Origin of the sequence: Actinacidiphila glaucinigra (assembly GCF_035918135.1) — a bacterium.
GTDB lineage: Bacteria > Actinomycetota > Actinomycetes > Streptomycetales > Streptomycetaceae > Actinacidiphila > Actinacidiphila glaucinigra.
In genome coordinates this window covers 7,108,156-7,132,179 of record NZ_CP109144.1, presented here as the reverse complement: position 1 = coordinate 7,132,179, position 24,024 = coordinate 7,108,156, and the positions used below count along the sequence as shown (strand labels likewise).

Sequence of the window (24,024 nt, the reverse complement as noted above, 5' to 3'; positions counted from 1 at the left end):
GCCCGTCGGCACCCACGGATCCAGCTGTGGCCGCCGTGCTGCGCGGAACGTTACCGTACCGCGATCAGATAAACGGTTCGACGCTCTCGCCCGGCTCTTTACCGGACACCCGTTCGGTCTCGAGGGCGCTCTGCAGGATGACCACGGCCGCCGCCTGGTCGACCACGGAGCGTCCCTTCTTCGCCTTGACGCCCGATGCGCGCAGTCCCTGCGTCGCCGTCACGGTCGTCATCCGCTCGTCCACCAGGCGCACCGGTACGGGGGAGATGATCTTCGCCACATCCACGGCGAAGCCGCGGGCCTTGGCCGCGGCCTGCCCCTCCCGCCCGTTGAGCGAGCGGGGCAGGCCGACCAGCACCTCGATCGGCTCGTACTCCTCGACGATCTGTGCGATGCGACGGCGCGCGGCCGGGGCGTCCCGGCCGGGCACCGTCTCGACGGGTGTGGCGATCAGCCCGTCGGGGTCGCACGAGGCGACCCCGATGCGGGCGTCCCCGACGTCGATCGCGATCCTGCGACCCCTGCGCATCGCGGCCTCAGGCCGTCTCTGCGACCAGTCGCTGCACGGCGGCGATGGCCTCGCCGACCGCGTCCGCGTTCTGGCCTCCGCCCTGGGCGACGTCCGGCTTGCCGCCACCGCCGCCGCCGAGGGTCTTGGCGGCGGTGCGGACCAGCTCGCCGGCCTTCAGGCCGCGCTCACGGGCCGCCTCGTTGGTGGCGATGACGGTCAGCGGGCGGTCGCCCGCCACGGCGAACAGGGCCACGACGGCCGCGCGGCCGCCGCCGATCCGCTGGCGGACGTCCAGGACGAGCTTGCGCAGGTCGTCGGCGCCGGTGCCGTCCGGGACCTGTCCGGTGACCAGCGCGACGCCCTTGACGTCCTGGGCGGAGTCGGCGAGCCCGGCGGCGGCCTGCAGGACCTTCTCGGCGCGGAAGCGCTCGATCTCCTTCTCGGCCTCCTTGAGCTTGGCGAGCATCCCGGAGATCTTCTCCGGGAGCTCCTCCGGGCGGCCCTTGACCAGCTGCTGGAGCTGGGCGACGACCGTGTGCTCGCGGGCGAGGAAGTTGTACGCGTCCACGCCGACCAGGGCCTCGACCCGGCGCACGCCGGAGCCGATCGAGGACTCGCCGAGCAGCTTCACCAGGCCCAGCTGGGCGGTGTTGTGGACGTGCGTGCCGCCGCAGAGCTCCTTGGAGTAGTCGCCGATCGTCACGACGCGCACCCGCTCGCCGTACTTCTCACCGAACTCGGCGATGGCGCCCTGCTTCTTGGCCTCGTCGATGCTCATGATCTCGGCGCTGACGTCGAGTTCGCGGGAGAGCACGGCGTTGATCTTCTGCTCGACGTCCGTCAGCACGCTGCCCGGCACGGCGGCCGGCGAGCCGAAGTCGAAGCGGAAGCGGCCCGGGGAGTTCTCCGAACCGGCCTGGGCGGCCGTGGGGCCGAGGGCGTCGCGCAGCGCCTGGTGGGTGAGGTGGGTGGCACTGTGGGCGCGGGCGATGGCCCGGCGGCGGCCGAGGTCGATCTTGGCGAGGACGCCGGAGCCGACCGTCACCTCGCCGACCTGGACGCTGCCCTTGTGCACGGTGACGCCCGGCACGGGCTGCTGCACGTCGCGGACCTCGATGACGGCGCCCGAGTCGGTGCGGATCCGGCCGGTGTCGGCGAGCTGGCCGCCGCCCTCGGCGTAGAAGGGGGTGCGGTCCAGGATGACCTCGACCTCGTCGCCCTCGTTGGCGGCGGGCGACGGCACACCGTCGACGAGCAGGCCGACGACGCTGGCCTCGCCCTCGTTGTCGGTGTAGCCGGTGAAGACTGTGCTGCCTGCGGTGTCGGCGACGGCCCGGTACGCCGACATGTCGACATGCCCGCTCTTCTTCACCAGGGCGTCCGCCTTGGCGCGGTCCCGCTGCTCCTTCATCAGACGGCGGAAGCCGTCCTGGTCCACCGACAGGCCCTGCTCGGCGGCCATTTCGAGGGTGAGGTCGATCGGGAAGCCCCAGGTGTCGTGGAGCAGGAAGGCCTTGTCGCCGGAGAGGACGCCGGAACCGGTGGACTTGGCCTCGGTGACGGCGGTGTCCAGCACATTGGTGCCGGCCTTGAGCGTCTTGAGGAAGCGGGACTCCTCGGCGAGGGCGACCGTCTCGATGCGCTTGCGGTCCTCGACGAGCTCCGGGTACTGCCGGCCCATCGTCTTGATGACGGTGTCCACGAGGTCGCCGACCACGGCGTCCGTGGCACCGAGCAGCCGCATGTTGCGGATCGCGCGGCGCATGATACGGCGCAGCACATAGCCGCGGCCTTCGTTGCCGGGGGTGACGCCGTCGCCGATGAGCATGACGGAGGTGCGCATGTGGTCGGCGACGACGCGCAGCGAGACGTCGGACTCGTGCGCGGCGCCGTAGGCGACGCCGGTGAGCTCGGTGGCCTTGTCGATGACGGCACGCAGGGTGTCGGTCTCGTACATGTTCTGCACGTCCTGCAGGATCATGGCGAGACGCTCGAGACCGAGACCGGTGTCGATGTTCTTGGCGGGCAGGTCGCCGAGGATGGGGAACTCCTCCTTGCCGCTGCCCTCCCCGCGCTCGTACTGCATGAAGACCAGGTTCCAGATCTCCACGTAGCGCTCGTCGTTGACGGCGGGGCCGCCCTCGACACCGAACTCGGGGCCGCGGTCGTAGTTGATCTCGGAGCACGGGCCGCAGGGGCCGGGGACGCCCATGGACCAGAAGTTGTCCTTCATGCCCAGGCGCTGGATGCGCTCGGCGGGCACACCCACGACGTCGCGCCAGATCTGCTCGGCCTCGTCGTCGTCCTTGTAGACAGTGATCCACAGCCGCTCGGGGTCGAGGCCGTAACCGCCGTCCGCCACGGAGCTGGTGAGCAGCTCCCAGGCGAACTTGATGGCGCCTTCCTTGAAGTAGTCGCCGAAGGAGAAGTTGCCGCACATCTGGAAGAACGTGCCGTGGCGCGTGGTCTTGCCGACCTCTTCGATGTCGGGCGTGCGGACGCACTTCTGCACGCTGGTGGCGCGCGGGAAGGGCGGCTTGACCTCACCCAGGAAGTAGGGCTTGAACGGGACCATGCCCGCGGGCACCAGAAGGAGCGTCGGGTCGTCGGCGATGAGCGACGCCGACGGCACTACGGTGTGCCCGCGCTCCTCGAAGAAACGCAGCCAGCGGCGGCGGATTTCTGCCGACTCCATCAGTGTTCGTCCTTCCGGTGGTGGTACGAGATCGCCGGCCGCGGGGCCGACATGTCGAGGTCGGGGGCCGTGCGGCCCAGTGCGTCGTTGAGCTGTCCCTCGCGCTCGGACATGCCGGCGCGGACGTCCTGCGCGAAGGTGCGCAGCCGGTCCCCGGCCTCGAGGGCCTTGTCGGCCGCCTTCGCCGCGAGGCTCTCGGGCGTCAGGCTGCGGATCTTGCGATGAACCTTGTTGGTGGCCCACACGCCGGCGGCGGCACCGGCGGTGAACCAGAAGGCACGGCGGAACATGCAGGTCAGCCCCTTGACTTACGGCGGCGGGCGGACGGGAGCGTCCGGCCGACGACCACGGTGCGCTTCTTGGCGGCGCCCTTGGCCTGCAGGGTGACCGCGCGCCGCACGCCGTAGCCGAAGGCCGCGACCTTCACGAGGGGGCCTCCGAAGGTGGAGGCGACGGTCGTGGACAGGGCGGAGGCGTTGGCGGTCACCTCGGCGACGTCGGAGGTGATGCTGTCCACGCGGGCCAGCTGGGCGTGGGCCGCGCGGACCGCGTCGGAGGCCTCGCCGAGCAGCGGCACGGCCTGGTCGGTCACCTCCGCCACGAGGCGGGTCGCCTGACGGAGCGCCTGGGCGAGCCGTACGAGTGCCACGGCGAGGAACGACACGAGGATCGCCCAGAAGACGGCCACGATGAGGCCGGCCACCTCTCCACCGGACACGTTGCCACTCCCTCGGATTCCACCGCGCGAACCAGGTACCGATCAGATACCGACCTTATCGCGACGGGCAGCACGCTCCGTACCGCATTGCGGGCCGGTGCCGCCCTCGACCGCCCCCGGGCGACGGGCCCGGATTGTACGTTCCGCTTATTCGACGATACCCTCCGTGACCCATGCGCCATGAGACGACGCCCGGCAACCTGCCGTGCGAGCTGAACCACTTCGTCGGCCGGCGGCGCGAGCTCGACGACGTGGCCCGCCTGCTGGAACGGGCCCGGATGGTGACGGTGACCGGCGTGGGCGGGGTCGGCAAGAGCCGGCTCGCGCTGCGCGCGGCCGCCGGTCTGCGCGCCGGCTTCGCCGACGGGGTCTGGCTGGCCGAACTCGCGGCCGTACGGGACCCGGGGCTGGTGGACCACGCCGTGGCGGACGCGCTCGGCCTCACCGACCACACCAGGCGCGGCCCCCGGGCCGCGCTCGGCGCTTTCCTGGCCCACCGCGAACTGCTCCTCGTGCTGGACTGCTGCGAGCCGCAGGTGGAGGCGGCGGCCGAACTGGCCGACGCGCTGCTGCGGCGGGCACCGGGACTGCGGGTGCTGGCCACCAGCAGGCAGCCGCTGGGAGTGGCGGGCGAGCACATCGTGGCGCTGGAGCCGCTGAGCGACGCCGACGAGGCGGTGGAGCTGTTCGCCGACCGGGCGGCCGCGGTGCTGCCGGACTTCACCGTGGACGCGGGCAACCGGGCCGAGGTGGAGGAGCTGTGCCGCCGCCTGGACGGGATCCCCCTGGCGCTGGAACTGGCGGCGGGCCGCGTGCGGGCGCTGTCGGTGCGGCAGATCACCGGGCGCCTGGACGACCGCTTCCGGCTGCTCACCCGGCGCGGCGGCACCGGCGGTCCCGAACGGCACCGCGCGCTGCGCACCGCGATCGGGTGGAGCCACGAGCTGTGCACCCCGCGCGAACGGCTGCTGTGGGCACGGCTGTCGGTGTTCGCCGGGGACTTCGACCTCGACGCGGCCGAGTACGTGTGCGCGGGCGGCGAGGTGCCGGCCGAGTCGATGGTGGACCTGCTGGCGGACCTGGTGGACAAGTCGGTGGTGCTGCGCCGCGAGGACGCGGGCGTGGTGCGCTACCTGCTGCTGGACACCGTGCGCGAGTACGGGCTGGGGTGGCTGCGCGAGCTGGGCGAGGAGCGTCGGCTGCGGACCCGGCACCGCGACTGGTACCTGGGCTTCGCCACCTGGGGCGAGATGGAGTGGTTCGGCGCGCGGCAGGAGGAGATCTCGGTCGGCACCGAGCGCGAGCTGGCCAATCTGCGGGCCGCGCTGGAGTTCTCCCTGGAGGACCCCGAGGAGTTGCGGACCGGGCAGTACCTGGCGGCGAGCCTGTGGTTCTTCTGGGTCGGCTGCGGCCGGCTCGCCGAGGGCCGCTACTGGCTGGAGCGCGCGCTGGCGGCCGACCACGAGCCGACGGGTCAGCGCGCCAAGGCGCTGTGGGTGTGCGGTTACGTCTCGATCCTCCAGGGCGACGGCACCGCGGCGCTGGGCATGCTCTACGAGTGCCGCGAGCAGGCACTGGCCCTCGGCGACGCGACGGCGGTGGCGTACGCGGTGCACCGCATGGGGTGCGGGGCGCTGCTCGGCGACGACCTGCCGCGCGCCAGGGCGCTGTTCGAGGAGGCGCTGGGCCACTACCGGACGCTGGGCGAGCTGAACAGCAACGTGATCATGGCCGAGGTCGAGCTGGCGATGGCCGTGGCCTTCGACGGCGACCTGGAAGGCGGGATCGAGCTGTGCGACCACATCCGTGAGGTCTGCGAGGACCACGGGGAGCGGTGGGCGCTGGCGTACGCGCTCTACACGCGGGCGGTCATCGCCTGGTGGCAGGACGACCCGGTGCTCGCCGCCGAACTCGCGGCCGAGTGCGTGCGGATCAACCACACCTTCCGCGACATGGTGGGCATCGTGCTCGGCATCGAACTGCTCGCGCTGCTGCGCGTCCCGGGGGACGCCCGGGAGGCGGCGGTGCTGCAGGGCGCGGCGGGCGGCATCTGGCGGCTCGTCGGGCTTCCGGTGTTCGGCTCGCGCCACTTCGGCATCCCCCACCAGCGCTGCGAGGAGCTGGCCCGCGCCGAGCTGGGCCGGCTCGGCTACGAGGGGGCGTACGCCGAGGGCCTCGTGCTCGACCTCGACGCCGCGGTCGCCAGGGCCCTGACCGGGCTGCCCCCGACGCGTCCCGGCCCGCGTCAGCCCCGCGGTCCCGTCCCGCCCGCCGACCCGCTACCCGCCGGCGCGCCGATCGGCCGGTCGGCCCAGGACTGATCGCCTCGGACCGGGTCACCCCGGGTACGCGAAAGCCCCGGCGCCCCGCCGGAAGGGCGGGGGCCGGGGCTGACGTGTGTGCCGGGTGCGGCAGGCGTCAGCGAGCGTAGTACTCGACGACGAGCTGCTCGTCGCAGATCACGGGGACCTCACGACGGTTCGGCAGACGGTCCAGGCGGAAGGCCAGCGCCTGCAGGTTGACCTGCAGGTACTTCGGGGTCTCGCCCTCGCCGGCCCAGCCGCCCTCGCGGGCGACCTGGAACGGGGTCTTGGCGCGGGAGCGCTCGCGGACCATCACGACGTCGTCGGGGGTGACGCGGAAGGACGGCTTGTCGACCTTGTGGCCGTTGACCTCGATGTGGCCGTGGACGACCATCTGGCGGGACTGGTAGATGGTGCGGGCCAGGCCGGCGCGCAGGACGAGGGCGTCCAGGCGGCGCTCGAGCTCGACGATCAGGGCCTCGCCGGTCTTGCCGCTGACCTTGCGGGCGCGGTCGTAGGCGCGGGCCATCTGGCGCTCGGAGATGTCGTACTGCGCGCGCAGGCGCTGCTTCTCCAGCAGTCGGACCTTGTAGTCACTGTTCTGCTTGCGGCCACGGCCGTGCTCGCCCGGCGGGTAGGGACGGGCCTCGAAGTACTTGACGGCCTTCGGCGTCAGGGCGATGCCGAGGGCACGCGACTTCTTGACCTTGGGACGCGACTGGTTCACGTTTCCCAGACCTCCATGTAAGTTAGGTAAGGCTTACCTTAGCGAAGGAGATCGTATGTCGCGCCCAGGGAACACCACACGCATCACGGACGTATCGGACGCCACACAGGGCGCCGCCGACACCAACGAGGGCGCCGACTTGACGGAGGTCCGATCAGCTCATGGTCAGCCGCGTCCCAGCGGGCATGAAATCGCCCGACTGCCGTCAGCAGCCGAGCGCACACGAACTCTCGTACAGAGTACCGCCTCCGCCATCCTGGTGATCCCCGGCCTGGTGCCCGACCTCCCCGAGCTCATGGTCCCCGAGGAGCGGATCGTGGGCACCGACGGCGACCTGTTCCTGCTGTTTCCCGCGGAATCGCCCGCCGTCCGGGCCGCGACGCACGCCGAGGACGACGATCTCACGGCTGTGCTCGACATCACGGACGTCGCCCCGGTCGCGGTGCCCGGGCGCATCCGCGGCCGCGCCTGGATCGCGGGCTGGGTCACCGTCGCGCGCGACCTGCCGGCCCCGGCCGGGAAGGTGCGGCTGCGACTGGAGGTCGGCGAGGCGTCGCTGGACGACCTGTGGGGCGCGGAGCAGGTGGAGCCGGACGAGTTCGCCGCCGCCAGCCCCGACCCGCTCGTCGACCACGAGGCGGAGTTGCTGCAGCACCTCGCGGCCGCCCACGCCGACCAGGTGGGCTGGCTGTGCGCACTCGCCGGCGGCGCCGGCGCCTGCCGCGGCATCCCCGCCACCGCGGTGCCGCTCGCCCTGGACCGCTTCGGGCTGCGGGTGCGCTTCACCGGCGAGGACGGCGTCTTCGACGCCCGCTTCGAGTTCCCGGAGCCGGTACGGGGCCACACCGACCTGCACCGGGCCATGCACGCGCTCTTCGACGCCGCGCAGGAGGCTGTGGCCGCACAGGACCGCTGAGCACCCGGGCGCTCCGCGCTACTCCCCCGCCAGACGCTCCCTGACCCGCTCCAGCACGTCGGCGTAGCGGGCCTCGGCCCCGTAGCGGGTCGGCTCGTAGTAGCGCCGGCCGTGGATCTCGTCCGGTGCGTACTGCTGGGCGGCGATGGCGCCGGGCAGATCGTGCGGGTACTGGTAGCCCGTGCCGTGGCCGAGCTTGGCGGCGCCCTTGTAGTGGCTGTCGCGCAGATGGGACGGGACCGGACCGGCCTTGCCCGCCCGCACGTCGGCGAGGGCGGCCCCGATGGCCGTCGTCGCGGCGTTGGACTTGGGGGCCAGGGCGAGCGCGATCGTGGCGTGGCTGAGGGTGAGCGCGGCCTCCGGGAAGCCGATCATCGCCACCGCCTGGGCCGCGGCGACCGCCGTGGGCAGCGCGGTCGGGTCGGCCAGGCCGATGTCCTCGCTGGCGGAGATCATCAGCCGGCGGGCGATGAACCGCGGGTCCTCCCCGGCCTCGATCATGCGGGCCAGGTAGTGCAGTGCGGCGTCCACGTCCGAGCCGCGGATGGACTTGATCAGCGCGCTGGCCACGTCGTAGTGCTGGTCGCCGTCGCGGTCGTACTTCACGGCGGCACGGTCGACGGTCTCCTCGAGGGTGCTCAGGGAGATCTCCGGCTCGCCCTTGGCCAGGGCCGCGCCCGCCCCCGCCTCCAGGGCCGTCAGCGCCCGGCGGGCGTCCCCGCCGGCGATCCGCAGCAGATGCTCCTCGGTGTCCCCCGGCAGCATGACCGCGCCCTTCAGGCCGCGCTCGTCGGTGAGCGCCCGGCGCAGCAGGCCGCGCAGGTCGTCGTCGGTCAGCGGCTCCAGGGTGAGCAGCAGGGACCGGGACAGCAGCGGGGAGATGATCGAGAAGTACGGGTTCTCGGTGGTGGCGGCGATCAGGGTGACCCAGCGGTTCTCGACCGCGGGGAGCAGGGAGTCCTGCTGGGCCTTGCTGAACCGGTGGATCTCGTCCAGGAAGAGCACGGTGTCGCGTCCGTAGCCGCCGGACTCGCGCTTGGCGCTCTCGATGACCGCGCGGACCTCCTTGACGCCCGCGGTGATCGCCGACAGCTCGACGAAGCGCTTGTTGGTGGCGTGGCTGACCACGTAGGCGAGGGTCGTCTTGCCGATGCCCGGCGGACCCCAGAGGATCACCGAGGACGGTCCCGCCGGTCCGCCGCCGCCCTCGCCGACCAGGCGCCGCAGCGGCGACCCCGGGCGGAGCAGATGGCCCTGCCCCACGACCTCGTCGAGGGTGCGGGGGCGCATGCGTACGGCCAGGGGGCTGCCTCCGGGCTCCCTCGACTGGCGTTCCTCTGCGGCGGCGGTGAACAGGTCGGGCTCCACGGCAAGGAAGCCTATGTCACCGCACCGACAGCGCGGCGCCGGCGTCAGATCAGGGTGCTCCAGTACGTCCACCAGCGGGTCAGGATCGCCACCGCGATCGCGCCGTACCAGAGGACGGGGACGACCCAGTGGAACTCCAGGACCAGGTCCCGGACCCTGGCGGGCGCCGGGATGATCTCGTGCTTGAGGTTGTGGACGAGGGTGTACCAGAACAGCGCGATGGTGACGACCCAGGCCAGCGAGCACCACAGGCACAGCGAGCCGATGTTGTACAGCGACTGGTACTGCAGCCACGTCACGAAGCCGACGCCGAAGAGCGTGCCGCCCTGCAGTCCGAGCCAGAACCAGCGGCGGTAGCGGGCGCCGGCGAGCATCCCCGCGGCGAGGGCGATGACGACGGGGTAGGCGACCATGCCGATCATCGGGTTGGGGAAGCCGAAGGCGTGCGCCTGCTCGCTCTTCATGATGTTGCCGCAGGAGATGATCGGGTTCAGGCTGCAGCCGGGGACGAAGTTCGGGTCCTCCAGCAGCTTGAACTTGTCGATCGTGATGACCCACGAGGCGAGCAGGCCGAGCGCACCGCAGACCACGAGCAGCCAGGTGAAGGCCCTGCCCGCGCCGATGAGTCCGTCCGCGGACTCCTGGCTCCCGCTGTCGGTGCGAGCCGTGTCAACCGCCGTAGTCACCATGTCGCCGTTTCCGTGGGTGGGGGATGTGCCGCACTGCCCAACGGGTCGGACCCGCCGGAAGTGCCGGGTCCCATGGTGCCGTGTCACCCGCGCGAGCGACAACGGCCGGGCGGGAGGGCTGAATTCGCGTGCCGTACGTACACGTGTCTTCACGCTGTGCTATTGACCCGTGGCGGCGTTCACCGAGAACCACGCTCGCCAAAAATGCGTGGATATAAGACATATAGGATTCTGAGTGGACCCGTACATCCGAGGAATCACCCCGACGGGGAGAGGTGCCCCATGCGTCGACCCGAGTGGGTGCCCGCAGGGACGGACGTGGAGACGCCCAACGCCGCCCGGGTCTACGACTACTACCTGGGCGGGTCCCACAACTTCGAGGCCGATCGCGACATGGCGCGCCAGGCCATGGCGCTCTGGCCCGACCTGCCGGTGATCATGCGTGCCAACCGCGCCTTCCTGCGCCGCGCGGTCCAGCACCTCGCCGACCTGGGCATCACCCGCTTCCTCGACATCGGCTCCGGGATCCCGACCTTCGGCGCCGTGCACGAGGTCGCGCGGGCCGTCGACCCGCGAGCGCGCGTGGTGTACGTGGACATGGACCCGATCGCGGTGGCGCACAGCCGTCTGATGCTCCAGGACGACCCGCTCAGCGCCATGGTGATGGCCGACATGACCGACACCGGCGACCTGCTCTCCCGGCCCGAGGTCACCGACCTGCTCGCACCCGGGGAGCCGGTCGGCGTGCTGCTGGTGGCGATGCTCCACTTCGTCACCGACGCCGAGGACCCCGGCAAGATCGTGGGCGCGCTGCGCGACGCCGCGCCGCCCGGCAGCCACCTGGTGCTCACCCACGCCTCCCGTGAGAGCCGCCCCCGGCAGGCGGACTCACTGGCGGAGCTGTACGCCCGGCGAACCACGACACCGCTGGTCATGCGGACCAGGACGGACGTGGCGGCCTTCTTCGACGGCTGGGAGCTCCTGCCGCCGGGGCTGGTCTGGCTGTCCGAGTGGCGACCGGAGGACCCGGAGTCCGTGGGGCCCCACCCCGAACGGATGTCGGGTCTGGCCGGCGTGGGGCGGCGGCCGTGAGGGAGTCGCCGTCTCCCGTCGCGGGCCCCGCCCCGGACTTCGCGGACGCCTGGTCGCACCTGCTGCGCTCCGGCCCGGGGCTGGCGCTGCCCCCGCAGACCCTGAGCCGGGTGGCGGCCACGACCGCGGACCTGCTCCGCCGGGCGCTCGGCGACCGCACGTGCGACACCACGCTCGCGGAACAGGCCGGCACGCTGCTGGTGGAGGCCCACTTCACCGACCCGGAGATTTTGGCGGCCGCCGTGGCACTGCTGCAGAACCAGCCGGCCGGTCCCGAGCGGGCGCCGGTCGTGGCGGGCGCCTTCGCCTCCGGCTGGGCGGCCGCGCTGCGCGAGCGGACCCTGCGCGAGCAGGAGGCGATCCAGCGTGCCGCGTTCCGGGCCCGTGAGGACGCGGAGCGGGCCAGGAACGCCTCGGAGGCCCGCTTCCGCGCGCTGTTCGAGCACGCCGCCATCGGTATCGGCATCGCCGACGTGGACGGGACGATCGTGCAGTTCAACCAGGCGCTGCGGGAGCTGCTCGGGGCCCGCCCGGAGGACCTGTGTGGTCGCCGGGTCACCGAGCTGGTGCACCCCGAGGACGCCCCGGGCGTGTGGGAGGCGTACGAGGACCTGGTCAAAGGGCGCCGCGAGCGGTTCCAGTGCGACAAGCCGTACTACCGGCGCGACGGCGAGGTGGTGTGGACGCACCTGACCGTCTCGCTGATCCGTGACGAGCACGGGGAACCCCGCTACCAGGTGGCGATGGTCGAGGACATCACCGACCGCTACCGGCTCCAGGAGCGGCTGCGCCACCAGGCCACCCACGACCCGCTGACCGGGCTGCCCAACCGCACCGCGTTCTTCGAGCGGCTGGAGGGCCTCTTCGAGCAGCCGCCGCCCGACGCGCGCTTCGGCCTGTGCTACGTCGACCTCGACGGCTTCAAGGTCGTCAACGACAGCCTCGGCCACGAGACCGGGGACCAGCTGCTGACGGCGGTGGCGGAGCGGCTGGACGCCGCGCTCGCTCCGCTCGGGCACCTGGTGGCCCGGCTGGGCGGGGACGAGTTCGTGGTGCTGCTGGAGGAGTGCCGGGGCGACCAGGAGGCGGTGGCGGTCGCCAAGCTCGTCCTGACCACGCTCTCGCGGCCCTTCCTCGTGGGCGACCAGCAGCTGACGATCGGCGCGAGCGTCGGGGTGCTGGCGCAGCGGATCGCCGCCACCACGCCTGGCGCGGCGGTGCGGGCGGCGGATCTGACGCTCTACCGCTCCAAGGAGGCCGGACGGGGCCGCTGGACGCTCTTCGACCCCACGCACAACGCGCGCGCCGTGAGCCGCTACGCCATCTCCGTGCGACTGCCGGTGGCACTGGACCGCGGGGAGTTCTTCGTCGACTACCAGCCGCTCTGCTCGCTCTCCGACGGCTCCCTGGTGGCGGTGGAGGCCCTGGTGCGGTGGCGTCACCCCGAGTTCGGGGTGCTGGGCCCGGACGAGTTCGTGGGGACGGCGGAGGAGACCGGGCTGATCATGCCGCTGGGCCGCTGGATCCTGGAACGCGCGGTCGGGCAGGCGGCCGCCTGGGTGCGGCGGTACGGGGAGGCGGCCCCGCAGATCAACGTCAACCTGGCGGTCCGTCAGATCCGCAACCCCGGCCTGGTGCACGACGTCACGTCGATCCTGGACAGCACCGGCCTCGAACCCGGGCGGCTGGAACTGGAGATCACCGAGAGCGCGGTGATCGGACCCGAGGACGAATCGCTGCGCGCCCTGCAGGCGATCGCCGACGCCGGGGTCTCCCTGGCCGTCGACGACTTCGGCACCGGCTGGTCGAACCTCGCCTATCTGAGGGATCTCCCGGTGTCCGGACTGAAGATCGCCGGAGCGTTCGTCACGGACCCCCACCGCGCCGGGACGGACGACCCGGTGGGCTGGCGCATCGTCGGCGGACTGGTGTCCCTGGCGCACGCGCTCGGACTCACGGTCACCGCCGAGGGCGTGGAGAACTCGCAGCACGCCCGGCGGCTGCGCTCACTGGGCTGCGACTGGGGCCAGGGCTGGTACTTCGGCCGGCCGATGCGGCCCGAGCGGATCGCCCGGTGGATCGAGCGGGGCCGCCTCGACTGACCCGTGGCCGGGGGGCCGGTGCGCCGACGGCGCGGCCGGCCGGTGGGAGCACCGGCCGGCCGTGCCACCGCGTACGGTTCAGGCGAGCCGCTCGCGCACGGCCGCGACGACGCCGTCGAACGGAACGGCGCTCTGCTCGCCGCTCTCCAGGTCCTTGACCTGCACGACGCCCTCGGCGAGGTCGCGCTCGCCGGCGACGATCGCGAGACGCGCGCCCGAGCGGTTGGCGGACTTCATCGCGTTCTTCAGGCCCTTGCCGCCGAAGGCGAAGTCCGTGGCGACACCCGCCCGGCGCAGCTCGGTGACGGCACCGAACAGCACCCGGCGCGCCTCCTCGCCCATCGGCACCGCGAACACCTGTGTGGGCGCGGGCAGTTCGAGCTCGATGCCCTCGGCCTTGAGGGCCAGCACCGTGCGGTCCACACCCAGCGCCCAACCCACCGACGGCAGCTCGGGGCCGCCGATCATCTCGGACAGGCCGTCGTAGCGGCCGCCGCCGCCGACCGCGGACTGCGAGCCGAGGCCGTCGTGGACGAACTCGAAGGTGGTGCGGGTGTAGTAGTCCAGACCGCGCACCAACTTGGGGTCGTCCTCGAACTCCACGCCCGCCGCCGTCAGCAGCTCACGCACCTGCTCGTGGTACGCCTTGCACCCCTCGCACAGGTGATCGCGCATCATGGGCGCGCCGACGAGCTGCTTCTGGACGCTCTCGCGCTTGTCGTCCAGGACGCGCAGCGGGTTGATCTCGATCCGCCGGCGGGTGTCCTCGTCGAGGTCGAGGCCACGCAGGAAGTCCTGGAGGGCGGCCCGGTAGACCGGGCGGCACTCGCGGTCGCCCAGCGAGTTGAGCAGCAGGCGGAAGGTGCGCAGCCCGAGCGAGCGGTAGGCGTCCACCGCCAGGATGATCAACTCGGCGTCCAGCGCCGGGTCCTCGGCGCCGATCGCCTCGGCACCGACCTGGGAGAAGTGCCGGTAGCGCCCGGCCTGCGGCCGCTCGTAGCGGTAGTACGAGCCGGAGTACCAGAGCTTGACCGGCAGATTGCCGGCCTTGTGCAGGTTGGCCTCCAGCGCGGCGCGCAGCACGGAGGCGGTGCCCTCGGGGCGCAGCGCCAGCTCCGTACCGCCCTTGGTGGTGAGGGTGTACATCTCCTTGGTCACGATGTCGGTGGACTCGCCGACGCCGCGGGAGAAGAGCTCGACCTGCTCGAAGCCGGGGGTCTCGACGTAGCCGTAGCCGGCCCGCCGCAGCGGCGCGGAGAGCGCTTCGCGCACCGCCAGGAACACGGCGGAATCGGGCGGCAGGAGGTCATAGGTGCCCTTGGGGGCCTGGAAGGTGCTCACTGGGAGGTCTCTCGTCACATTCCTCGTCGCGGAGGGGACGGGTGGTCGTCCCCTCCGAGGCCGCGGGCCACCTCCGCCAGATACGGATTGGTGGCGCGCTCACGGCCGATGGTCGTCTGGGGTCCGTGGCCGGACAGCACCACGGTCGAGTCGTCGAGCGGCAGGCACACACGGGCCAGCGACACGTAGAGCTCGTCCATGGAACCGCCGGGCAGATCGGTGCGGCCTACGGAGCCGGCGAACAGCAGGTCGCCCGAGAAGAACACCGAGGGGATCTCGGTCGTCTCCGGGAGCCTGAACGTCACCGACCCCTTGGTATGGCCGGGCGCGTGCGCCACGGACAGCTCGAGACCGGCGAGCGCCAGCGTGCTGCCGTCGGTGAGCTCCTTCAGGTCGTCGGGCTCGCCGATGGTGAGGTCGCCGAGCAGCTGCGCGCCGATCGAGCGGCCGAGGGCCTTCTCCGGATCGTTCAGCATGTAGCGGTCCCGCGGGTGGATCCAGGCCGGGACGCCATGGGCCCCGCAGACCGGGACGACCGATGCCGTGTGGTCGAGATGGCCGTGGGTGAGGATGACGGCGACGGGCTTGAGACGGTGTTTGGCGAGCGTGTCCTCGACGCCCTGGGCCGCTTCGTGGCCCGGGTCGATGATCACGCACTCCTCTCCGGCGGCGGGGGCGACCACGTAGCAGTTGGTGCCCCAGGCCCCGGCGGGGAACCCGGCAATGAGCACGTTCGTCCTTCTGTCGGCTGTCGTTCTCGGCAGGTCGTCCGCACAACGGCGGCCCCACGAGCCTACCGGCGCGAACGCGGCCATCGCGAACCAGTAACGTCGCTGGACTGGGGGGCGCGCCGGGCGCGAAGATCGGCGGCGTACTCACATTCGGACGTGACGAGCAGAAGGCATCGGGAGACGGCTCAGTGGTCACCAAGGATCAGCGGCGGCGCCAGCTCGCCCGGGACAAGTTCGAGCGGCAGCACGAGCGCCGTGTGCAGGCCCAACGCAAGACCGTGCGGCGCAACGCGGTGGTCGCCGCCGTGCTCGCGGTCGTCCTGGCGGCGGGCGCCACGGCCTGGGCGGCCGGCGCCTTCGGCCCGGACGCCAAGAAGGACGACGCCGCTTCCGCGGACGTCTCCCCCACCCCCGCGGAGCCGAGCAAGGCGCCCGACCCCTGCGCCAAGCCGGCCGAGGGCAGTCCCGGCACGGAGCAGTGGAAGAAGGAGCCCGCGGTCACCGTCGACACCGCGGCGAAGTACACCCTCGCGCTGCAGACGACCTGCGGCGACATCGCGCTGGACCTCGACGCGAAGAACGCCCCTCACACGGTCAACTCCTTCGCGTTCCTGGCCGGCAAGGGCTACTTCGACCACACCAAGTGCCACCGGCTCACCACCAGCGGCATCTACGTGCTGCAGTGCGGCGACCCGACGGGCCAGGGCACGGGCGGTCCCGGCTACACCATCCCGGACGAGAACCTGAAGGCGAAGGAGATCGCCGGCGGTGCGTACCCGGCGGGCACGGTGGCGATGGCCAACACCGGGCAGGCGCACACCGGCGGAAGCCAGTTCTTCCTGGTCTACAAGGACAGCCCGCTGCCGCCGAACTACACCCCGTTCGGGACGATCAGCGCGGCCGGCATGAAGGTGCTGGACAAGATCTCCGCCGCGGGCGAGTCGACCGGCGCCGGTGACGGCGCCCCGAACGCCACCGTGGTGATCAACAAGGCGACGGTCGGGAAGTCCTGACCGCCGCGTCCCGCACCCGCGGGTTAATTTCGCGGGTGCGGGATGCGGACAGCCGGGGCACCGGTCGCCTATGTTGGCGTTGTGTAGGGTGCCTGCTTCGACGGCTGCACCATGGATGTGAGCGGACCGTCGGACCGGCCTGGGCACGGCCCGGCCGAATGGAACTGTGGACGATGCCCGCGAGCCGTGCGACGGCCGGGCATCACGTGGAGGAGGCGCTGTGAGCAGCGACCCGTGGGGCCGCGTCGACGAGACGGGGACCGTGTACGTGCGTACGGCCGATGGCGAGCGCGAAGTCGGCTCGTGGCAGGCAGGCTCCCCTGAGGAGGCGCTGGCCTACTTCGAGCGGAAATACGAGGGCCTCGTCGTCGAGATCGGCCTCCTCGAACGCCGGGTGAAGACCACCGACCTGGCCCCCAAGGACGCGTTGACCGCCATCGAGCACCTGCGCACCGCGGTGACCGAGGCGCACGCCGTGGGCGACCTGGCCGCGCTGGGCAAGCGGCTGGACGCGCTGACCGAGCAGGTCGACGCGCGCCGCGAGGAGCGCAAGGTCGCCAAGGCCAAGGCCTCCGAGGAGGCCAGGACGGCCAAGGACGACCTGGTCACCGAGGCCGAGCAGCTGGCGCAGAGCGAGCAGTGGCGGGCCGCCGGCGAGCGGCTGCGCGCCCTGGTCGACATCTGGAAGGGCCTGCCCCGGCTGGACCGCAAGACCGACGACGAGCTGTGGCACCGCTTCAGCCACGCCCGTTCGGTCTTCTCCAAGCGGCGCAAGGCCCACTTCGCGGCGCTCGACGCGCAGCGCGAGGACGCCCGCCGCCGCAAGGAGAAGCTGGTCGAGGAGGCGCAGGCGCTGTCCGGCTCCACCGACTGGGGTCCGACGGCGGCGCGCTACCGCGAGCTGATGACCGACTGGAAGGCCGCCGGCCGCGCCCAGCGCGAGGCGGAGGACGACCTCTGGAACCGCTTCCGCGGCGCCCAGGACGTCTTCTTCGCGGCCCGCTCCGAGGTCTTCGCCGAGCGCGACACCGAGCAGCGCGAGAACCTCACGCTGAAGGAGGAGCTGGCCATCGAGGCCGAGAAGCTGCTCCCGGTCACCGACCTGAAGGCGGCGCGCGCGGCCTTCCGCGGCATCAACGAGCGCTGGGAGGCCATCGGCCACGTGCCGCGCGACGCCCGGCCGCGCATCGAGGGCCGCATGCACGCGGTGGAGCGCGCGATCCAGGAGTCCGAGGAGTCCGAGTGGCGCCGCACCAACCCCGAGGCGCGGGCTCGTGCCGCGGGCCTGACCGGGCAGCTGCAGGCGGCCGTCGACAAGCTGCGTGAGCAGATCGAGGCGGCGCGGGCGGCGGGGAACACCGCCAAGGCCGAGAAGCTGCAGCGGGAGCTGGACGGGCGCCAGGCGCTGCTCGACCAGGCGCTCAAGTCCCTGGACGAGTTCGGCGGCTGAGTTTCACCCGGGCATCACCCGGACCACGGCGAAGGGCCCGTACGCGAGGCGTACGGGCCCTTCGCCGTGTCTGCGTCAGCGCTGGCGCGCCGACGTCACGCGGTAGACGTCGTAGACGCCCTCGACGCCGCGGACGGCCTTCAGGACGTGCCCGAGGTGCTTGGGGTCGCCCATCTCGAAGGTGAAGCGCGAGGTGGCCACCCGGTCGCGGGAGGTCTGCACGGCGGCGGACAGGATGTTGACGTGCTGGTCGGACAGGACGCGTGTGACGTCCGACAGCAGCCGGGACCGGTCCAGCGCCTCGACCTGGATGGCGACCAGGAAGACCGAGGACTGGGTCGGTGCCCACTCGACGTCGATGATCCGCTCGGGCTGCTGCGAGAGCGACTCGACGTTCACGCAGTCGGCCCGGTGCACGGAGACGCCGTTGCCGCGGGTGACGAAGCCGATGATCGGGTCGCCCGGCACCGGGGTGCAGCAGCGGGACAGCTTGACCCAGACGTCCTTCTCGCCCTTGACGATCACACCCGGGTCGGCGGCCGAGCGCCGCTTGGTGCGGCTGCGCGAGGGGGTCGTGACCTCGGCGATGTCCTCGGTCGCGCCCTCCTCGCCGCCCAGTGCCTCGACGAGCTTGTGCACGACGGACTGCGCGGTGATGTGCCCCTCGCCGATCGCCGCGTAGAGCGCGGAGATGTCGGGGTAGCGCATCTCGTGGGCGAGGGTGACCAGGGAGTCGCCGGTGAGTACCCGCTGGATCGGCAGGTTCTGCTTGCGCATCGCCCGGGCGATGGCCTCCTTGCCCTGCTCGACGGCCTCCTCGCGGCGCTCCTTGGAGAACCAGGCGCGGATCTTGTTGCGGGCGCGTGGGGACTTGACGAAGCCGAGCCAGTCGCGGGACGGGCCGGCGCCCGCCGCCTTGGAGGTGAAGACCTCCACCGTGTCGCCGTTGTCGAGGGTCGACTCCAGCGGTACCAGGCGGCCGTTGACCCGCGCCCCTATCGTGCGGTGTCCGACCTCGGTGTGGACGGCGTACGCGAAGTCGACGGGGGTCGCACCGGCGGGCAGCGCGATGACATCACCCTTGGGGGTGAAGACGAAGACCTCGTTGCGGGACAGGTCGAAGCGCAGCGACTCCAGGAACTCGCCCGGGTCCTCCGTCTCCTTCTGCCAGTCGAGCAACTGCCGCAGCCACGCCATGTCGTTGACGGCGTCGTCCTTCTTGGCGGACTTCGGGCTGTCGGTGCGCACCTTGGAGGCGCCGGCGACGGCCTCCTGCTTGTACTTCCAGTGCGCCGCGATGCCGTACTCGGCGCGGCGGTGCATGTCGAAGGTGCGGATCTGGATCTCGACCGGCTTGCCGCTGGGCCCGATGACCGTCGTGTGGAGCGACTGGTACATGTTGAACTTGGGCATCGCGATGTAGTCCTTGAACCGCCCCGGCACCGGGTTCCACCGCGCGTGGATGGTGCCCAGCGCCGCGTAGCAGTCGCGGACGGTGTCGACGAGGACGCGGATGCCGACCAGGTCGTAGATCTCGGCGAAGTCCCGGCCCCGCACGATCATCTTCTGGTAGACGCTGTAGTAGTGCTTGGGGCGGCCGGTGACGGTCGCCTTGATGCGGGCGGCACGCAGGTCCTGCTGCACCTGGTCGGTGACGACCGCCAGGTACTCGTCCCGCTTGGGGGCGCGCTCGGCGACCAGCCGGACGATCTCGTCGTACATCTTGGGGTAGAGGATCGCGAAGGCGAGGTCCTCCAGCTCCCACTTGATGGTGTTCATGCCCAGCCGGTGCGCCAGCGGGGCGTAGATCTCCAGCGTCTCGCGGGCCTTCTTCTCCTGCTTCTCCCGCTTGAGGTAGCGCATGGTGCGCATGTTGTGCAGGCGGTCGGCGAGCTTGATGACCAGCACGCGCGGGTCCTTCGCCATGGCGACGACCATCTTGCGTACCGTCTCGGCCTGCGCGGCCTCGCCGAACTTGACCTTGTCCAGCTTGGTGACGCCGTCCACCAGCAGGGCGACGGAGTCGCCGAAGTCGCGGCGCAGCGCGTCGAGGCCGTACTCGGTGTCCTCGACGGTGTCGTGCAGCAGCCCGGCCATCAGCGTCGCCGGGTCCATGCCCAGCTCGGCCAGGATCGTGGTGACCGCGAGCGGGTGCGTGATGTACGGGTCGCCGCTCTTGCGCTTCTGCCCGCGGTGCCACCGCTCGGCGACCTGGTAGGCGCGCTCGATCTGGCGCAGCTGCGACGAATCGCCCTTGGGGTCGTTGCTGCGCACTATGCGCAGCAGGGGCTCCAGGACCGGGTTGTACGGGCTGGACCGCTGCACACCGAGCCGGGCGAGGCGGGCACGGACGCGGTTGGACGAGGTGGCGGGCCGGTTCGGGGCCACGCTCCCGGGAGTGCGTACGGGCCGGGCGGCAGGGGCCGCCGGGGCGGCGGGAGCGGGCTTGGCGGCCTTGCCCTCCGCAGGTGCGGCCGGTGCGGCGGGCGCGACGGGAGGAGCCGTGGAGAGGGAAGCCGCCTGCTTCTTCCCGTCTGCGGCGGTCATCGGCTGAGCCTGCCTGGCCTCTTCTTGCAAGGGCACTCCTTCTGGTCCCCTCCCGGCCGGAAGACGGGCGAGGAGGGAAGTTCCGAGACACCATGGTAGCGATCTGATCGGGTGAACCGCGTCCCGTCCGCCCCGTGGACCCCCCCCGAAACGCCCGGAGGCGGGCTCCCGCGCCGCTTCCGCGGCCGGGAGCCCGCCTCCGGCGAGCCAGTGGCTCAGACGGCGATCAGCGCCTCCAGGGGGGCGCCGGCGAGGGACGGGGCGAGGCGGGCGCGGCCGCCCAGGAAGCCCAGCTCCAGGAGGACCGCGACGCCCGCGACCTCGGCGCCGGTGCGGCGGATCAGCTCCAGGGACGCCTGGGCCGTGCCGCCGGTGGCGAGCACGTCGTCGATGACCAGGACCCGGTCACCGGCCGAGAAGGCGTCCTGGTGGACCTCGATCTCGGCGGTGCCGTACTCCAGCTCGTACGCCTGGCCCAGCGTCGCCCCGGGCAGCTTGCCCGCCTTGCGCACGGGCACGAACCCGAGCCCGGCGCGGGCGGCCGCCGGGGCGGCGAGGATGAACCCGCGCGCCTCGAGGCCGACGACCTTGTCGGCGCCGTGCCGGACGCAGAGCCCGGCCAGGGCGTCGATCAGCGCGTTGAACGCCGCGGGGTCGGCCAGCAGCGGAGTGATGTCCTTGAACATCACGCCCGGCCTGGGGTGGTCGGGCACGTCCCGGATACGGCTGAGCAGCAGGCTGCGCAACCCCTCCGGGGTGGCGTCCGTCGTGGTCATCGCCTGGGTTCCTCGGTGCTCGTCCGCTGTGTCTCGTCCGTCGTCCGCCCCGTCCTCAGTGGCGCTTGCCGGAGGGACGGTTGCGGCCGCGGTTGTTGCGGGCCGGCTGGGTGCGCTGACTGCCGACGACGGCGCCCGCGTGGGTGTCCTCGTCCGACCCGCCGTCCGCGTCCCCGTCCGCGGGGGAAGCGTCCTGCTGCTCGTCCTCGGCGTCGCCGCCACGGCGGGCGTCGGCGGCGCGCTTGGCGAGCACGCGCTTGCGCAGCGCCTTCATCTGCGGGTCGCGCTCCTTGAGGTCGGCGACCAGCGGGGTCGCGATGAAGATCGAGGAGTACGCACCGGCGGTGAGGCCGACGAAGAGCGACAGGGCGATGTCGTTGAGCATGCCGGCGCCGAGCAGGCCGCCACCGACGAAGAGCAGGCCCGCCACCGGCAGCAGCGCCACGACCGTGGTGTTGATCGAACGCACCAGGGTCTGGTTGAGGCTCCGGTTGGCCAGCTCGCTGTACGTGTAGCGGTTCTGCTTGGTGATGTCCTTGGTGGACTCCTTCAGACCGTCGAAGACGACGACGGTGTCGTAGAGGGAGTAGCCGAGGACGGTCAGCAGACCGATCACCGTGCCGGGGGTGACCTCGAAGCCCACGATCGCGTACACGCCGATGGTGATCGTGAGGTCGTGGATGAGGGCGATCAGGGCCGCCACGGCCTTGCGCCACTCGAAGGCGATCGCCAGGTAGATCGTCACCAGGACCATGAAGATCACCAGGCCCTGGAAGGCCTTCTTGGAGATCTCGTCGCCCCAGCTCGGACCGATGATCTGCGGGTCGATGTCGTTCGCCTTGACGTTGAGATCCGTGGCGATCTCGCCCTGGATCTCCTTCGCCTCGTTGAGCGAGATGTCGCTGATCTGGATGCGGACGGCGCCGGAGCCGAGCTTCTGCACGATGGCCTGGTGCCCGCCGGTGTTGTCGGCGACCTTCTCCTGGACCTGGCTGACCGACATCTCGGTCTTCGGGGTGGTGAAGACCGCGCCACCGGAGAACTCGATGCCGAGCTTGAGGCCGTTCACGGCGAGACCGACGATCGCCGCGATGGTGATGAGGACCGAGACGCCGTACCAGAGCTTGCGGTGGCCGACGAAGTCGTAGGAGATCTCGCCTCGGTGCAGGCGGTGCCCGAGGTTACCGAGCCGGGACATCAGGCCTCCTTGACGTCGGTACGGGCCGCGGGGCGGCGGGTGCGGCGCAGCGGGGGGTTGACGCCCAGGGCGCGCGGGTCGAGCCCGGACCAGGGGTGTCCGCCGGCGTAGAACTTCTTGCGGGCCAGGATCGTCATCAGCGGCTTGGTGAAGAGGAACACCACGGCCACGTCGAGCAGCGTCGTCAGGCCCAGGGTGAACGCGAAGCCCTGCACCTTGCCGACCGAGACGACGAAGAGCACGGCGGCGGACAGGAACGACACGAAGTCCGAGACGAGGATCGTGCGGCGGGCGCGCGGCCAGCCGCGGGCGACGGCCGGCTGCAGGGAGCGGCCCTCGCGCAGCTCGTCACGAATGCGTTCGAAGAAGACGATGAACGAGTCGGCGGTGATGCCGATGGCGACGATGGCGCCGCAGACCGCGGGCAGGTTCAGCGCGAAGCCGATGGCCGGGCCGAGCAGCGTCATGATCTCGTAGGTGAGGATCGCCGAGACGATGAGGCTCAGGATCGCCACGAAGCTCAGGCCGCGGTAGTAGGCGACCAGGTAGAGCACGACCAGGGCGAGGCCGACGCCGCCGGCGATCAGACCGCCGTGCAGCTGCTCGCCGCCGACCGCCGCCGACACCTTGGTGACGTCCGACTTGTCGAAGGTCAGCGGAAGCGAACCGTAGGACAGGACGTTCGCGAGCTCCTCCGAGCTCTCCTGGGTGAAGCTGCCGTAGATCTCGGCGCTGCCGCTCAGGGTCTGGTTCACCGAGGGGGCGGAGACCACCTCGTTGTCCAGCACGATCGCGAACTGGTTGTTCGGCGGCTGCTGCTGGGACAGCTGCGAGGTGATCTTCGAGAACGCCTTGGAGCCGGCGCCGTCGAAGTTCAGGGTGACGACCCAGCCGTTGCCGCCCTGGGTGTCGAACTGCGCGGCGGCCTTGCTGACGTTCTTGCCGTCGACCGCGGCGGGACCGAGGGCGTACTTGGCGGTGCCGTCCTGGTTGCACGCGACGATCTTGTCGGTCGGCTTGGCCTTGAGGTTCAGGTTGGCGCGCGTCTTCGCGTCGGAGCAGTCCAGCGCGGCGAGCTTCGCCTGCAGGTCCTCGGGGATCGAGGTGTCCAGCGCGCTGCCCGGGGCCGCGGTGCTCGCCGAGGGCGACGGGTTCGGCGAGGGCGCGCCCGAGGCGGGGGCGGACGGCGTCGACGAGGCCTTCAGCGCGTCGGTGACGGCGCGGCCCTGCGTCGAGGCGCTCGCGGACGGGGAGCCGGAGACCTTGGCACCGGTCGAGGCGCTCGCGGACGGCGACGCCGGGGAGGAGGGCGAGCCCGAGGGGCTGCCGCTCGGCGAGGCCGGGGTCGCCGGGGTGTTGGCCACCTCGGCGAGCACGGGCCGGAAGTAGAGCTGGGCGGTGGTGCCGACCTGCTGCTCGGCCTGCGCGGCGTTGGTGCCCTTGGGGATGTTGACGATGATGTTCCGGTCGCCCTGGATCTGGCTTTCGGCTTCCGAGACACCCAGACCGTTGACACGCCGGTCGATGATCGACTTGGCGGTCTCCATGTTGGTCTTGTTGATCGCGCCGACCTGGTCGCTCTTGGCCGTCAACGTGATGCTCGTACCGCCGGCGAGGTCGATGCCCAGCCGGGGGGTGGTGTGGCCGGAGAGGAACATCCCTCCGGTGAGCGCCACGATGGCCAGCAGGATCACTGCCAGCGCCCGCCCGGGGTATCCCTGGCTCCCCGAGGGCCTACGGCCCCTCTTCGGTGCTGCCACCTTCTCGATTCTCCCTGTCCAACCGCCCTGCGACCTGCGCGCAGCGGAGCGGCACGATGAGTAGTACGGACTTGCCGACCCTGGAAA

At 71.6% G+C, this 24,024-nt stretch carries 19 protein-coding genes; 6 read left to right on the top strand and 13 right to left on the bottom strand.

The genetic code is table 11. The features are described 5' to 3' along the window. Positions 1-64 precede the first annotated feature (64 nt). The 4 genes from ruvX to OIE69_RS32125 are packed head-to-tail and all read right to left on the bottom strand — an operon-like array spanning position 65 to position 3,924. Entirely contained in the window at positions 65-529 is a 465-nt protein-coding gene (ruvX, locus tag OIE69_RS32140; RefSeq protein WP_326577770.1) for a Holliday junction resolvase RuvX, read from the bottom strand. Positions 530-536: 7 nt separating this feature from the next. Beyond that, positions 537-3,206 (bottom strand): alanine--tRNA ligase, encoded by a 2,670-nt coding sequence (gene alaS / locus OIE69_RS32135; protein ID WP_326577769.1) that lies wholly within the window; start codon positions 3,204-3,206, stop codon positions 537-539. After that, complete coding sequence (locus OIE69_RS32130; protein WP_326577768.1) at positions 3,206-3,496, bottom strand: DUF6167 family protein; 291 nt, start codon at positions 3,494-3,496, stop codon at positions 3,206-3,208. The genes alaS and OIE69_RS32130 overlap by 1 nt, the downstream gene beginning before the upstream one ends. 5 nt (positions 3,497-3,501) lie before the next feature. Further along, positions 3,502-3,924, bottom strand: coding sequence for a DUF948 domain-containing protein (locus tag OIE69_RS32125; RefSeq protein WP_326577767.1), 423 nt, complete (start codon positions 3,922-3,924; stop codon positions 3,502-3,504). 173 nt (positions 3,925-4,097) lie between these two features. Between OIE69_RS32125 and OIE69_RS32120 the strand changes: the two genes are divergently transcribed. Continuing rightward, on the top strand, positions 4,098-6,245 hold the full coding sequence (locus tag OIE69_RS32120) for an ATP-binding protein (protein WP_326577766.1): 2,148 nt from the start codon (positions 4,098-4,100) through the stop codon (positions 6,243-6,245). A 97-nt stretch (positions 6,246-6,342) separates the two neighbouring features. Here the strand turns inward: OIE69_RS32120 and rpsD are convergent, their stop codons facing one another. Then, positions 6,343-6,954, bottom strand: a complete 612-nt coding sequence (gene rpsD, locus OIE69_RS32115; protein ID WP_326577765.1) for a 30S ribosomal protein S4 — start codon at positions 6,952-6,954, stop codon at positions 6,343-6,345. Between the two features lie 199 nt (positions 6,955-7,153). On the opposite strand from rpsD, the gene OIE69_RS32110 reads away from it, so the two are divergent. Continuing rightward, the gene (locus tag OIE69_RS32110; RefSeq protein WP_326581481.1) at positions 7,154-7,870 is read left to right on the top strand and encodes a DUF2470 domain-containing protein; all 717 of its coding nucleotides are present in this window, start codon (positions 7,154-7,156) and stop codon (positions 7,868-7,870) included. Between the two features lie 18 nt (positions 7,871-7,888). Here OIE69_RS32110 and OIE69_RS32105 read toward each other — a convergent pair whose 3' ends face one another. Both OIE69_RS32105 and OIE69_RS32100 read right to left on the bottom strand, forming a co-directional pair. Further along, a complete protein-coding gene (locus OIE69_RS32105) occupies positions 7,889-9,238 on the bottom strand; it encodes a replication-associated recombination protein A (protein ID WP_326577764.1) in 1,350 nt (449 codons plus the stop codon). 44 nt (positions 9,239-9,282) lie between these two features. Then, positions 9,283-9,927 carry a vitamin K epoxide reductase family protein gene (locus OIE69_RS32100; RefSeq protein WP_089227767.1) on the bottom strand — a complete coding sequence of 215 codons (645 nt, stop codon included), beginning with the start codon at positions 9,925-9,927 and terminating at the stop codon, positions 9,283-9,285. A gap of 282 nt (positions 9,928-10,209) precedes the next feature. Between OIE69_RS32100 and OIE69_RS32095 the strand changes: the two genes are divergently transcribed. Together OIE69_RS32095 and OIE69_RS32090 are read left to right on the top strand one after the other, a co-directional pair. Beyond that, positions 10,210-11,019 carry an SAM-dependent methyltransferase gene (locus OIE69_RS32095; protein WP_326577763.1) on the top strand — a complete coding sequence of 270 codons (810 nt, stop codon included), beginning with the start codon at positions 10,210-10,212 and terminating at the stop codon, positions 11,017-11,019. Then, positions 11,016-13,121 (top strand): putative bifunctional diguanylate cyclase/phosphodiesterase, encoded by a 2,106-nt coding sequence (locus OIE69_RS32090; protein ID WP_326577762.1) that lies wholly within the window; start codon positions 11,016-11,018, stop codon positions 13,119-13,121. Before OIE69_RS32095 ends, OIE69_RS32090 begins: the two co-directional genes overlap by 4 nt. A 78-nt stretch (positions 13,122-13,199) precedes the next feature. Here the strand turns inward: OIE69_RS32090 and hisS are convergent, their stop codons facing one another. Continuing rightward, positions 13,200-14,462 carry a histidine--tRNA ligase gene (gene hisS / locus OIE69_RS32085; RefSeq protein ID WP_326577761.1) on the bottom strand — a complete coding sequence of 421 codons (1,263 nt, stop codon included), beginning with the start codon at positions 14,460-14,462 and terminating at the stop codon, positions 13,200-13,202. A gap of 14 nt (positions 14,463-14,476) precedes the next feature. Further along, positions 14,477-15,193, bottom strand: coding sequence for an MBL fold metallo-hydrolase (locus OIE69_RS32080; RefSeq protein WP_326577760.1), 717 nt, complete (start codon positions 15,191-15,193; stop codon positions 14,477-14,479). Between the two features lie 188 nt (positions 15,194-15,381). Here OIE69_RS32080 and OIE69_RS32075 point away from each other — a divergent pair, with 188 nt between their 5' ends. Together OIE69_RS32075 and OIE69_RS32070 are read left to right on the top strand one after the other, a co-directional pair. Further along, positions 15,382-16,206 carry a peptidylprolyl isomerase gene (locus tag OIE69_RS32075; protein WP_326577759.1) on the top strand — a complete coding sequence of 275 codons (825 nt, stop codon included), beginning with the start codon at positions 15,382-15,384 and terminating at the stop codon, positions 16,204-16,206. 220 nt (positions 16,207-16,426) lie between these two features. After that, positions 16,427-17,656, top strand: coding sequence for a DUF349 domain-containing protein (locus tag OIE69_RS32070; RefSeq protein ID WP_326577758.1), 1,230 nt, complete (start codon positions 16,427-16,429; stop codon positions 17,654-17,656). Between the two features lie 75 nt (positions 17,657-17,731). Here OIE69_RS32070 and OIE69_RS32065 read toward each other — a convergent pair whose 3' ends face one another. The 4 genes from OIE69_RS32065 to secD all read right to left on the bottom strand — a co-directional run bounded on the left by OIE69_RS32065 (position 17,732) and on the right by secD (position 23,937). Beyond that, entirely contained in the window at positions 17,732-20,203 is a 2,472-nt protein-coding gene (locus OIE69_RS32065) for a RelA/SpoT family protein (protein WP_326577757.1), read from the bottom strand. 215 nt (positions 20,204-20,418) lie between these two features. Further along, positions 20,419-20,979, bottom strand: a complete 561-nt coding sequence (locus OIE69_RS32060; protein WP_326577756.1) for an adenine phosphoribosyltransferase — start codon at positions 20,977-20,979, stop codon at positions 20,419-20,421. Between the two features lie 55 nt (positions 20,980-21,034). Beyond that, a complete protein-coding gene (secF, locus tag OIE69_RS32055; RefSeq protein ID WP_326577755.1) occupies positions 21,035-22,177 on the bottom strand; it encodes a protein translocase subunit SecF in 1,143 nt (380 codons plus the stop codon). Beyond that, entirely contained in the window at positions 22,177-23,937 is a 1,761-nt protein-coding gene (secD, locus tag OIE69_RS32050; protein WP_326577754.1) for a protein translocase subunit SecD, read from the bottom strand. The genes secF and secD overlap by 1 nt, the downstream gene beginning before the upstream one ends. Positions 23,938-24,024: the final 87 nt, after the last annotated feature.

Bases quoted from the DNA above. Each gene is read 5' to 3' on its own strand.
- ruvX (WP_326577770.1), bottom strand. From the start codon at position 529: ATGCGCAGGGGTCGCAGGATCGCGATCGACGTCGGGGACGCCCGCATC.
- alaS (WP_326577769.1), bottom strand. From the start codon at position 3,206: ATGGAGTCGGCAGAAATCCGCCGCCGCTGGCTGCGTTTCTTCGAGGAG.
- OIE69_RS32130 (WP_326577768.1), bottom strand. From the start codon at position 3,496: ATGTTCCGCCGTGCCTTCTGGTTCACCGCCGGTGCCGCCGCCGGCGTG.
- OIE69_RS32120 (WP_326577766.1), top strand. From the start codon at position 4,098: ATGCGCCATGAGACGACGCCCGGCAACCTGCCGTGCGAGCTGAACCAC.
- OIE69_RS32100 (WP_089227767.1), bottom strand. From the start codon at position 9,927: ATGGTGACTACGGCGGTTGACACGGCTCGCACCGACAGCGGGAGCCAG.
- OIE69_RS32095 (WP_326577763.1), top strand. From the start codon at position 10,210: ATGCGTCGACCCGAGTGGGTGCCCGCAGGGACGGACGTGGAGACGCCC.
- OIE69_RS32065 (WP_326577757.1), bottom strand. From the start codon at position 20,203: ATGACCGCCGCAGACGGGAAGAAGCAGGCGGCTTCCCTCTCCACGGCT.
- OIE69_RS32060 (WP_326577756.1), bottom strand. From the start codon at position 20,979: ATGACCACGACGGACGCCACCCCGGAGGGGTTGCGCAGCCTGCTGCTC.
- secF (WP_326577755.1), bottom strand. From the start codon at position 22,177: ATGTCCCGGCTCGGTAACCTCGGGCACCGCCTGCACCGAGGCGAGATC.